Raw genomic sequence first — 11,847 nt, 5'->3', positions numbered from 1 at the left:
ATAGAGTAAATCCCCAGGTAAACCACTACCCTTAACTTTGTTTGTATTATTTTGCTAATATTATACTGTTTGTAATATGCTGTTAAAATCTCGGGGCTTTGCGATCATTATTTTTGAACCCCATTGGCTTCTGCTTCAGTGGACCGGCTTAAAGTTCTTAAATTAGAGATCCTGGCTTCTTATTACTCATCAAAAAGCCCCGCATTAATGATCCACTTTGTCGATCTACTTTGTCGATCCAAGTTAAAATCATTTAAATTTAGAGAAACTCTTATTAACTTGACCTTGTTAATAACAATGAGCCTACAAATTTTCCAAGCTGGAACCAACGAGAGTCAACATTTTAGATTACTTTAGGATGCCTATGTTTCATTAGCCAGTTTCATTAGCTCATGTTTCATTAATACGAGCTGCTTAAAAGTCAGAAAAATTCACAGGCATCCAAGGCCAACTACTTAAACGCGCTTATGACCGGTATTCGAGTTGCTCTCCACGCTGGAAATAATCCACCAATAAATCCAATGATTAGCGCAAGAATCAATCCATCTTTCACTATGTCCGCTGACATTCTAAAATTAAAAAATACTTGCGAGAAACTTCCGCCGCCCATAGTGGATGCGCTGACACCATCAAAAAATAGATAGGCGATTGCCGCACCCGACACGCCTCCAGCGAGTGCCAGCCCCAACGCTTCGATAAATGTGCCGATAAAAGCAGCCGAGCCGTTGAACCCAATTGCACGCAGTGTCGCAATCTCTCTGGTACGTTGATGCACCGACGTATACATAGTGTTTAGAGCACCGGCGAGCGCCCCCAATGACATCATCACCACCAGTGGCCAACCTACAAACTTGATAATGGTCGATACGCCTGAAGCCTGTCCTGCATAATATCGCTTTTCAGTCATAACATCTAAATTGAGACGAGCGTCAGAGTCAAAGTATTGCACCAGCGCATCAATACCATTCTGCTGCACCAACTTAGCGCGCACTATTTGATAAACACCTTGTCGATTAAAATGCGCTTGAATGGCTAATGAACTCGACCAGAGCTCACTTTCTGAAACACCGCCAGCGTCAGCAAAAACACCAACAACTTTCCACTTAACACCGCCTAACTCAATGTCATTGCCAAGCTCCAAACCTCGCACTTGTTGTTGTACCGACTGACCAACAATAATTTCGTTAACCCCTTCGTTATACATACGACCAGCAATCAGCTGAAAATGGCCACGCAATTTTTCACCCCCGGAACTCAAACCTCGTAACGGCACGTTGACTTCCGATTGACTGGATTTTCTAAACGCATTAACAACAACATAAAGCTCATTAGAAACCAGCGGTTGACCTGAGGTAGACTTACGAATCCCAGGAGCAAGCGAAATAAGCTTAACGGTTTCAGAAGTCAATGCACTGTTCATTTCCATCGACGTGTCTTTTCTCAGAATTATTGCCGTGTCTTCTGCACCGGACCCAGTCAATGCGTACTGAAATCCTTGATTCAAGGCCTGAAACACCAATAACACCGTCACGACCACAGAAACGGACACATAAGCAGAAACAGAACTCCAAACCCGAGCTCTTATTCCTTTAATGCCCATAAGAACAACCGAGATAATCTGATTGAATAATGATGGCATATTAACTCCTTGAAAATGCGGTCGAGATATTAAGCTTCATCGCTCTGATTGCCGGTAACAAACCCGCCACGCAGCCGAGTAATACCATAAGGAAGAATGCCTGCAATGCGATTTCACCGGTCAAAATCAGATTCGGCATAACCTTACTGAAATCCGGCGATGAGTTAACGGTATCCAACAGTAGTTTCGCACAGAGCACGCCAAGCAACCCTCCTACAATTGCAATAACCAGTGACTCAGTTAATACGATTCTAAAAATTCGGCTTGACTTAAAACCCAAGGTCTTAAGCACCGCTATTTCAGAGGTTCTTTCGTTAACTGCGAGCGCCATGGTGTTGGCAACAATCAGAATAATGGTGGCGAAAGTGGCCGAAACTGTGTAGGCCAAAATAGCGTTGATATCAGCGACCTGCTTAATAAACGTTTTGGTGAATTCTTTTTCGGATGACGTTTTGGTTTCATTGGCCGAATTAGCGAATTTTTTGTCGATTCGCTTCGCCAGTTCTTCATTCTTACTCGCATCACTACCCTGCAATACGATCATTGACACAGTATCTTTATCCGTCAAACGACTCTCGGAAAAATATTGATGGTGGATAAATAATTTGTTGGTATCAGCCCTAGGATCTTCCGAGTCATAAATGCCAACAATGCGCACCGGCCATACGTTGCTGCCATCGGCGTTGTGGAACACACTGGAGCCGATATGGACAAGATCACCGACCTTCCATTGATTCGAGTTAGCCAGTCTTGCTCCAACCACTGCACTGCCGCGCTCTCGCAACCACTGCTGCATCTGCTCATCTTTAAGTTGCAGTTCGGTGTAAATAGAAAAATAACTTTCTGCATCAACTGCCGCTACCCCAATTTGGTTCTTACGCTCTTTATGATAGGCTGGGAACCAACTTAGAAAAGTCGTATTTTTAACATTCTCCATATTTCTAATGGCGGCAACGTGAGCGATTGGCATAGGTTGAGTTAAATTTATTCGATTCGTAACAATTAGTCGGTCTTCTAAGGAAAGATCCACCTCCGAACTGAAAAAGCCACCAAATGCGCTCAGCATTGAAAATAAAAAAAACGCCGTGAATATCGCGATTAAATTTAAGATTAAGCGTACTTTGTTGCGTAATAGGTTACTTGCCTGCAAGCCGACCTCTGTCATAACGCAGTCTCCATCTCGGCTGACTCTTGCATAAACACACCTTTGTTAAGGTGTAGGGTATTATTCGCAAATCCTGCGGCTTCAGGATCATGAGTCACCATGATGATGGTTTTGCCAAAATCCTTATTTAAGGTTTGCAGTAGACCGAGAATTGCGGTTGCGGTTTTTCGGTCTAAATCTCCGGTTGGCTCATCGCACAAAAGTAAGTTTGGATCGGAGATAATGGCGCGGGCAATCGCAATACGTTGCTGTTGTCCACCCGAAAGTTCGCTCGGTTTGTGCTTAGCCCTTTCCTTTAAACCAACCAACTCTAACGCCGCTGAAACCTTTCTCTTTCTTTCCTTTCCGGGCATATTTTTCAACAATAACGGAAGCTCAACATTTTGTTCAGCACTTAGCATTGGCATTAGATTGTAAAACTGAAAAATAAAACCCACATTTTGGGCTCGCCAATCGGATAATCTAGATTCCGACAAACCAGAGATCTCATCTCCGTTAAAAAGAATACTCCCGCCCGTTACTTGATCGACTCCGCCCAACAAGTTCAATAATGTCGTTTTACCAGAGCCAGAGGGCCCCATAATAGCAACAAAGTCACCTTTTTTGATATTTAGATTTAGGTTATCGAAAATACCAACCTGCTCTTTTGAGCGAACGAAAACCTTATTGACATTCTTCAGTTCAAAGATATTACTTTCAGCCATTTGCTATAAACTTCCATTTAGTAGACTCATTATCGATAGGCTATCATCAAATATTTTACAACGCATGTCAATTAGCCCAGACTTTTATGAGTGATTAAATGAATCAAAATAACAATAATTGTTCTAATTTTAGCCTGTGTTTGGCACATTAAACCGTAAAAAATCGCAGGATCTGGTGTTATCAAGGCTATCAAGGCCGTGAACCAATCACGAAGCACCTATCTCTCAATGTAATTTACAATTCAGTGTCAATTTCTTTCAATGTCTCTTTAACGTCTTCTTTTCTAGCCAAAGTCGGCTTAGTAACCACGAAAAATAACGGCACGAGAGTCATCGAGTAACGCCTTGGCCTCTTATCCCATTTTCAGGTTAATAAGCAATACGGTAACTCCTGGTTAAATTTTCACGGGTTATTTTCACCATATTTTCAATGGCCGCAGTGGGGTTCGATTGAAACGGACTTAATAAAGTGGTGAAAATGGATTGTGATTGCTTGCCGGCCGCGTACTTAAATATATTAGCTAGAGTTCCAGATGGGCTGCAATCAATGTAATGATTGGGACCAACCGCTTCTAATTGCTTGACCATGCTTAAATGCTCCATCGGACAAATAAACGCTTGCCAATAATCTTCTGGCGTCAATTGCGTAATCGTGCTTTTAACCTGCGACGCACAGTAGAGCGGAAGTTGCAGCGAATGTTGAGCAAAGTCCTGGCTTTGTAACGCTTGTAAAACATAGTGTTTTGCTGGCGCTAACCAGGTTGAATGGTAAGGGTACCTCACTGGCAACTTTTGATAAATTAGGCCGGCTTCACGCAAATTAGCTTCAACGACGGCCAAATTGTCGTCCAGTACTGAAACAATATAACTTTCAGAAAAATTAATACCAGCAATTTGAGTGTATTCTTTAAGTATGGGACTTTTATGATAGCTTTCGACATTGGCTAACACAGCTATCATAGTGCCTTTAGGTGCTTCTCTCGCGTAGGCGCTAGACATACCAAGTATGAAGCGAATATTCGCTTCATCAGATAGCCCATCAACGGTTGCAGAGGCTGCCAAAATCCCCATACTCGAACTGGCAATGCCGTCGATTGGGCAATAATGCATGACTAACTTGGCTAACGCTCGTTCAAAGAGATAGATCGCTAAGCTGGACTCCAGTGGTTGATCAAACGCATCGCCGATATTTTTTTCTTCAGCAAACACTTCACCGCAAATATCTATCGAAGATAATCGGTAAATAAGCGAGTTCAGCGTCTGAATTTCTTGCCGAAAAATGGCATTTTGCTGATAGAGTCCTTTGCCCATCCCGTAGTATTGGGAACCTTGTCCCGAAAATAATAAAATATTCTTCATTGTTTAATAACTTTATTAATGACCGACATTGGAACGACCACTATCGGGGTTATGCTAGGTTGTCGTTGAGTACGCTACACAATCTTCGATGCAGAAACTTAACAAACCCTAGCGAGTTGATCGACTTTTGCTTTTACCAATTCGGCAGCTCCCTGCATCAAACGTTCGCCAATTACGCTGACAAACCGATTACGCCAAGGTTCCAATTCGGTGCCTCTCACCCAATGATTGAAAACCCCCATCGCAGGACCACATTGAATTTGATAGTTCACTTTTTCTTTCTGACTACCTCCCCTTGCAAGACGGTTAGAATGGAAAAAGTACCATTTAAAAATAGCTAACATTTTCTTTTTCGGGTTCGAGCTAATGGCGTCATAACCGGTCGGTGCAGTGCGAAGAATATGTTGTTTAGTCTCGTCCCATACTTGTTCGATGGTTCGGCCAAAATACTTTTCTTCGAGCTGTTTTAACATGACTGGTGGGATGTCATCAATCGACTCGTATTGGGCATATAACTCAAACAGTTTATTGGCCCGAGTGGCAAAAAATCCACCTTTACGCACGACTTGAACTTGGGAACCTAACTCAAATAAATCACCGGCCGGTGCATGGGCGGTATCCTGAATATCTAGCCCTTGTAAAATATCTTTAACCGCATCACTGGTATCAGCCTCGACAGTGCATTGGTTGATGGAACCTGTCATCACGAAGTCTGCGCCCATAAAAAAGGCGGCAACCGCAGATTGTGGGCTGCCGATACCACCGGCAGCTCCGATATGAATTGAGTCCTGAAAACCGTACTGAGTAGCCAACTGATCTCGCAGACTTAAAATTGCTGGCAACTGAGCTAATAACACACCTCGGTCAGTATGACCGCCTGAATCACCTTCAACAACCAGCTCGTTGGCCACGGGTAACGACTTACCCAGGTCAGCTTCTTGCTCACTCAATAATCCTTTAGCGACCAAGCTATTAAGAATTTTTATTGGGGCTGGAGACATAAACATTTTCGCCACTTCAGGGCGAGAAATTTTAGCCATGACTTTATTCGGCGCTACAACTCGCCCATTGACAATATGAACGCCACTTAAACGATAACGTACGATGCTTTCCGTTAACTGCATAAATGATGATGCTTCGATAAAGCGAACCGATTTGCGCAGATATAAATCCACCAATTGTGTTTCTAAGTCACTGCCTTGGTTGGTTAAAAAGTTCAGACCGAAGCTTTGCCCCTCAGATAATTCTGAACGGATAAAGTCGATACTGTCAGAAATTTCTTCAAAAGACATACCGCCAGTACCAAGATAACCCAGTAAATTGGCTTTACCTAAGGCAACGACCATTTCTTTAGAAGCTATCCCTTTGTACATAGCCCCCGCTACATAGGCATACTTTATGTGATAGCTGTTACGAAAACTTGCTGAGCCTAAACTCTCTGCCGTTATTCTGTGCCACCATTGGTTTGATTCCGTTGCTTGAGCCGCGTTAAGCATATCGTTTCCTTAATGAGTAATCATCTTAGCTTCTGGAGTCGGTAAATTCGCTGGTACATAAGACTGATAGACTTGTTCAAATTCTTCGTCAGTAACTTTGTCTCGAATATCGACTAGCACCTGCTCGATACTTCTTTTGAATTCGACTTGTTCAGTTTGAATTGCTTGTGACCATAACTCGCAATATCGAGGCAAAGCCTTTAAATAGTTCTTAGCACCGTACAATGCCTCAGCCTTCAAGTTGCTTAACAATTCAGTGGTCTGATTTGCCCAATCTTTCTGCTCCAGGCTTTCGATCAATCTCAGTGCTTCCTCTGGCTGACCATGAGCCAAACGATTTGCTAATATATCTAGCGATTCTTTTTGCTCGAAACCAGGAGGAGCCTTTTCAAATGGAACATCGAGTAATAATTTGTCTTCTGTGGCAATGGCTAAATTCGCCTGTCCGTTCCCCCGGTAAGCTGACGCAAGAAATTTAGCTGACTTGATATAATGCATCCAGGCGCCCGCTAACTGAAAACTCTCCAATAACGCCGTTGATACTTTAATTACCTCCTGCCATTTTTTATTCGACAAGAAATACAGCTCTAAAAAGTGACCCACTTTGTGTACCGCAGAATCGCGCTCTAATACGAGGCTGTCAAGCTCGTCAAACCAGGTTAGCCAGAGACTTGCAACTTTCGCCAAAATGGCTGCTTGAGCTGCGGATAACTTTTCGACAGACGCGTGAGTCAGCGAACTTTCAGCAAGAGTTAACCAAGCGTATTGATTTTCTTTAGGTTGCGTGGCAAATGACCAACTTGTGTCAGTTTTCTCTAATAGCGCCAGTGACCACTGAGCCATTTCTTCACCCAGTCCTTCTTGTAACATCAATTGCTCAAGCGCTGCCTTGGCGGTAAAAAAAGTACTAAAAGCACGATCGAACCAAACGCGTTCCAAATGAGGAACTAACGCCTTGCGATTTAGCAAAAAATGGTAGGAAAGATGCGGATTAGGTTGGCTGTTTAGACTAGCGCTGATGCGCGCAAACCCATTGAGCAAAATGTCACTGACCATTGTCGAGGTTTTATTGTCGTTACTGACACTCGCTTGCCGTGCTAGCTTTTTCAGCTCTATTTCTTGCCGCTCAAGGTGTTGCTCTACAGACTGGTCAGCTAAGAACTGACGCGCGCGCTCGGTAAGCAAATGTCCTTGCTTGACTATCGAAATAAAACCACAGGCCCGCCAATTTTTTAAGAATTGAGCAAAGTCGGGGCTAGCACTTTGTTTATCCTCTTCTTCTGTCCGGTCTTTCCCTAGCTCATCACCTTCTAGCTCTTTACCTCTCAATTGGGCACACAACTTATCGTAAGTCGTCTTCCCGTCATTTTGCTGAGCACTGGGGCCATTGAGTCCAGCGTCTTGGGCTGCAGGTTTAGTTCCTACCATAAAGGTTTCGAGATAAAGATCTTGAAAGGAAGAAACGATCGACAGCAATCCTTGTTCAAGAGAAGACATTCGTTGCCAGCACCATTGAAAGAAAGCCACTTCATGGTTTTCATTAGCTTCAGAAAATAGGTAGTGACATAATGCAGGCAGTTCGTCAGTGCCTAATTCAGCGCAAAACCCGCCAAGATACTTCAGCAGCAGAGGGCTGCGAGTGTGGCTCAGTAAATTTTCGACCACGCTATCTAGTTCCCCCAGCTTTTCTTGTTGAGCTGTCGGTAACTCCCCGCTCACCTGTGAAGGCAATTGAGCCTGTTTCCGCATGAATTCGACAGTGATTGCTGTTAGCGCTTGAGTAGCAAGACCAGAGACTTCAAAGTGAGTCACATCATCTGGCAAGTCACCATCAAAATTCACCAGTACCTTCTGTCCCAAACTGAGCAATTCCGTTGCAAACTGTCTGACTTGAGTATTAGAGTTTGCACCGACATGGTCAAAGACAAATAAATAATTTTTCTTGGATATTGGTTTGGATAATGCTTCAGTAATTTGATTCGGAGAGTCGATTCCCAGCACAGGGAACAACATTGACTTCATATCATCGATAGAGAGTTCTTCTCGCCTTAAATCATAATAAAATGCTTTATCAACGATATTAGTGTAACAAGACAGTAATGTGACCTGATGCATTAGCTGAGTTTTCCCCACATGACGGGCACCAGTGATGGCAATAGTTGACGACTTTAATGATTCTGACGACTCTAACAGGGCGTAAATGGACAAGAGTTGCTGGCCACTTATGGCTTCTAATTCTGGCGGAAGGTGACGGCCATTAAAGCCAAACAGTCGTTCTCGTAATTGACCTAATTGAGGAGATTCATGTAACGCCACGGGTGTAATACTTTGTTTAAAATAAAGCACGTCTTGCGCAGCGTAAATGACCGGAAGGAACCAATAGTGAAAAGCAGACGGGGTAAATCGATAACGCTGAAATTCACTTTCTGCTTGAGCGATCCCGCGTACTTGAACCAGCGCTTCAAATAATGTTCGTCCACTGGCCAACTGTTGATAGAGATGTCGAAAACATCTCATGCTTGTGTAGTGATCGGTTGCATAACTCATCGCTACCAAGTTCACTTTTCGTTGCTCAGCCATTAGCTCTGCTAATTTTTGATTCGCTGACAAAACTGACGAACCATCGTTAATTGATGCAGGCGGAAAATCGGCGCACAACAAGCGAATGTTATACTCTGCCAATAGAATCACTAACTCTTCCAGAAAAAAGCTCTGCTGCCCTACTTCGAGGGTAAGTTGTTCACCCGATTGACGACATTGACCGTGAAAGTGAACGATATGAATGGTATCGTCAGGCTGATTTAATCGCTGTTCTAGTTTATGGTACTCACCTGATATAAATAACTCATGCACCACCGCCCCATGCTGTCGCAGAGTATCATATAGATATTCCTGAGGCAGACTTTGTAACGGAGCAAGAATATGCAATACCCGAAGCGGTCGATGCTCTTTGAGATTTTGGTTCGAGCTCTGGTTCAAACTCTGATTTTCGTTCTGGCTTTGCGCCTCAGTATCCACCTGTAACGCAGCCAAGGGATCATTGACTGGCACTGAAAGATCATAAACCAACGGCTTGGCTCGTCGCTTTGCGAAAGGATCGGATACCGGCTCTGAAAATGCATCCGCTAATTGCTCTAAGTTGTCAATTCGACATCGATTATAAGTTCGACATTGAGTCGCCAAAGTGTACTTTGACTCTGGCAGTATTAATGCTTCCCAGCAAATGGTAAAAAACTCTGGATTACTCGACTCAATTTGCACATCCAGTTTTTCAATGCCAGCTTCTTCTATCCATTGAATATATTTCTCTAGACGGTAGTTTTCTCCGAGCAAGGCTTCACCGAGTGATTGACCATAACAGATTAAGGCGGGAAGGATATTTTTAGGTGTTGCGGTTTCTTGCTCGTTTAAATAAGCGCCGGCATACTGAGATACCGAGTCTAAAGTCCACTTTTTAGTGAATTCTTTATCAACTTCCGTTTGATAAGACTCTTGCCGTTCGTCATCTTGATAAATCACATGAACGTAAAAAACTTCCTCGTCTTGAGGATTATCAATTTTGGCAGCCGCATCCACTATTCGTAACAACATTAATACTCCATTCTATTTCTAACTAAAAAAATATCGACCAGCCGCTATACGCTGACAGGCAACTTTTGTTTTTTAAATACTTTCACCTTGCCATTGCTTTCATTTCTGGTGGCAACAATGCCACCAAAATTTTCAGCTTTCTGAGTAAACAACTTCATCATACCACTGACATCCTGTGAGCCACTCAAAGACTGACGGTTGTCATCCATATCATGCCACTCCATTGTTTCTGTAAACGAAAACTTACCGGGTTCTAATCGATTGATTTCGAGTGGTTCACCCGATAAAAATTGCTTAACCACATCCTGTGACACCTGATCTTGTCTCAGAAGATAATACTGCCCAGTTAATTCAGTTATAAGTAGGTTAAATGCCCCAGAATTGATAATAAAGGAATTCATATTTGCTCCCTATTAAGCACTAAGTTCATCTTTAGCCGTGTTAATCCCAGAAAAATAGGATTCATCATTAATCTTCCCGCCGCCAGAACTCAAACTGTTAAAAATTGAGAACTTAAAATTGATAAAGTCAGGATCTGAATTAAGGATATTATCGTAAACTGGCAACAAACAAGGTACCGTTTCTTCTTTGGCCATATTTTCTAGATCGACCTCTGTCATACGCATGTTCACCATAATTTGATAAGGTGAGCGATTGAAAACAGCGTGCGGCCAATACTTAGTGAAAAACAGAACATCGCCTGGATGTATATCGATAAAGAACTTAGGGACGCAGGCATATAACGGATGGTTAATTCTGTGATACTCAATATCAAAACGCGCATCAATTGGACTAACCATGCCATTGGGGCCATTCATCAAGGGAGTCAGGATATAGGTCAGTCGAGGGTCAAGAAAATACCAACGCTTGATGCCATTTATCATTAAAGCACAGGATATATCATTGCCCTGATGCCAGTTAGTTCCCCAAGTATTTTGGTTACCGACGAATATTTGGCTGAAGGTATTCACACATTGGCCGGAGAAGAGTTCTAGAATTTTTTGTGCACCGACTTCATTAATAATTTCGGGGTAGTCTTTGAAAATTTCTGCCGAATTATTGATATAAAACTTTTGCTTATTCTTTTGATCAAGTTGTGACTCTAGTATTTCCTTAAGCGGCATTCTAGCAAAAATATCACTATTTTTTTGATTGTAATCCATGGCGACTATTTCGACATCACCACAATGGTCTATAAGATATTGATGGTCCCAATGATTTACCGCAGAGGAGTCATCAATCAGGCCTTTTGCCACCACCGGCAGAGTCGAGTCCTGACATAAGAAATTCTGAAAACTGGTGCTGGTCCAATCGGAGCCGTCAAACTCCGGCAAGGGGACAAATGAGTGCTGATGCATTTCTTCAAAAAAATCACCCAAGTGTTTTTTTAGCTTATCAAGTTTGCTTGCTATCAAATCTTGTTCAAACTCCCACATAAAATCTTTCGACTTATGTTTGAGTCGCATGTGCATCATAAAATAAAAGTCTGCCATCTCGCTGTCATCCAGCAACAATAGTGAGGTGGCTTCGAGTACTTGTCTCTGTTCCTGAGTTAACTTTTCCTCATTGATATTGTACATATCCCATCACCTTTATAGTTTTTGGTCGACATTTTGGAAATGGTTGTCAAGTAAGTACTCGGCAAGAGCCGATAAAGAAGTCACACTAAGAAATAAAGCTGGCGTCAAAGAAATATCTAGTTTTTCATTAATAGCCAAACACAGACGATTAACCGACATAGACTCGTATCCTATTTCATCTAAGTCAGCCTCTTCGTCTATATCATCCTTATCTACCTCTAAAATAATTGCCGTCATTTCCAGTAAAAACTCCATGACAGATTCATTAATTTCATTCATGCCTTGACTTCCTTTTGACTTTTTAAATTATTAG

At 42.6% G+C, this 11,847-nt stretch carries 9 protein-coding genes; all 9 read right to left on the bottom strand.

Annotation, left to right across the window (positions count from 1 at the left end):
* Positions 1–451: 451 nt before the first annotated feature.
* The 9 genes from QMA12_RS12165 to QMA12_RS12125 all read right to left on the bottom strand — a co-directional run bounded on the left by QMA12_RS12165 (position 452) and on the right by QMA12_RS12125 (position 11,813).
* Positions 452–1,639 carry an ABC transporter permease gene (locus QMA12_RS12165; RefSeq protein ID WP_290210262.1) on the bottom strand — a complete coding sequence of 396 codons (1,188 nt, stop codon included), beginning with the start codon at positions 1,637–1,639 and terminating at the stop codon, positions 452–454.
* A 1-nt stretch (position 1,640) separates the two neighbouring features.
* Positions 1,641–2,804: an FtsX-like permease family protein gene (locus QMA12_RS12160; RefSeq protein ID WP_290210261.1), complete on the bottom strand. Its 1,164-nt coding sequence runs from the start codon at positions 2,802–2,804 to the stop codon at positions 1,641–1,643.
* Positions 2,801–3,508: an ABC transporter ATP-binding protein gene (locus tag QMA12_RS12155; RefSeq protein WP_290210260.1), complete on the bottom strand. Its 708-nt coding sequence runs from the start codon at positions 3,506–3,508 to the stop codon at positions 2,801–2,803. The genes QMA12_RS12160 and QMA12_RS12155 overlap by 4 nt, the downstream gene beginning before the upstream one ends.
* Before the next feature lie 369 nt (positions 3,509–3,877).
* Complete coding sequence (locus QMA12_RS12150) at positions 3,878–4,867, bottom strand: acyltransferase domain-containing protein (RefSeq protein WP_290210259.1); 990 nt, start codon at positions 4,865–4,867, stop codon at positions 3,878–3,880.
* Between the two features lie 98 nt (positions 4,868–4,965).
* Complete coding sequence (locus QMA12_RS12145) at positions 4,966–6,363, bottom strand: PfaD family polyunsaturated fatty acid/polyketide biosynthesis protein (protein WP_290210258.1); 1,398 nt, start codon at positions 6,361–6,363, stop codon at positions 4,966–4,968.
* Positions 6,364–6,372: 9 nt separating this feature from the next.
* Positions 6,373–9,954, bottom strand: a complete 3,582-nt coding sequence (locus tag QMA12_RS12140; protein ID WP_290210257.1) for a hypothetical protein — start codon at positions 9,952–9,954, stop codon at positions 6,373–6,375.
* Between the two features lie 44 nt (positions 9,955–9,998).
* On the bottom strand, positions 9,999–10,355 hold the full coding sequence (locus QMA12_RS12135; RefSeq protein WP_290210256.1) for a hypothetical protein: 357 nt from the start codon (positions 10,353–10,355) through the stop codon (positions 9,999–10,001).
* Positions 10,356–10,367: 12 nt separating this feature from the next.
* Positions 10,368–11,534 carry a cupin-like domain-containing protein gene (locus QMA12_RS12130; protein ID WP_290210255.1) on the bottom strand — a complete coding sequence of 389 codons (1,167 nt, stop codon included), beginning with the start codon at positions 11,532–11,534 and terminating at the stop codon, positions 10,368–10,370.
* Between the two features lie 12 nt (positions 11,535–11,546).
* On the bottom strand, positions 11,547–11,813 hold the full coding sequence (locus QMA12_RS12125) for an acyl carrier protein (protein ID WP_290210254.1): 267 nt from the start codon (positions 11,811–11,813) through the stop codon (positions 11,547–11,549).
* Positions 11,814–11,847 lie beyond the last annotated feature (34 nt).

This window comes from Pseudoalteromonas sp. APC 3893 (genome assembly GCF_030408095.1).
Classification (GTDB): Bacteria; Pseudomonadota; Gammaproteobacteria; order Enterobacterales; family Alteromonadaceae; genus Pseudoalteromonas.
This window is presented reverse-complemented; position numbering and strand designations above follow the sequence as displayed.

Bases quoted from the DNA above. Each gene is read 5' to 3' on its own strand.
- QMA12_RS12165 (WP_290210262.1), bottom strand. From the start codon at position 1,639: ATGCCATCATTATTCAATCAGATTATCTCGGTTGTTCTTATGGGCATT.
- QMA12_RS12160 (WP_290210261.1), bottom strand. From the start codon at position 2,804: ATGACAGAGGTCGGCTTGCAGGCAAGTAACCTATTACGCAACAAAGTA.
- QMA12_RS12155 (WP_290210260.1), bottom strand. From the start codon at position 3,508: ATGGCTGAAAGTAATATCTTTGAACTGAAGAATGTCAATAAGGTTTTC.
- QMA12_RS12150 (WP_290210259.1), bottom strand. From the start codon at position 4,867: ATGAAGAATATTTTATTATTTTCGGGACAAGGTTCCCAATACTACGGG.
- QMA12_RS12145 (WP_290210258.1), bottom strand. From the start codon at position 6,363: ATGCTTAACGCGGCTCAAGCAACGGAATCAAACCAATGGTGGCACAGA.
- QMA12_RS12140 (WP_290210257.1), bottom strand. From the start codon at position 9,954: ATGTTGTTACGAATAGTGGATGCGGCTGCCAAAATTGATAATCCTCAA.
- QMA12_RS12135 (WP_290210256.1), bottom strand. From the start codon at position 10,355: ATGAATTCCTTTATTATCAATTCTGGGGCATTTAACCTACTTATAACT.
- QMA12_RS12130 (WP_290210255.1), bottom strand. From the start codon at position 11,534: ATGTACAATATCAATGAGGAAAAGTTAACTCAGGAACAGAGACAAGTA.
- QMA12_RS12125 (WP_290210254.1), bottom strand. From the start codon at position 11,813: ATGAATGAAATTAATGAATCTGTCATGGAGTTTTTACTGGAAATGACG.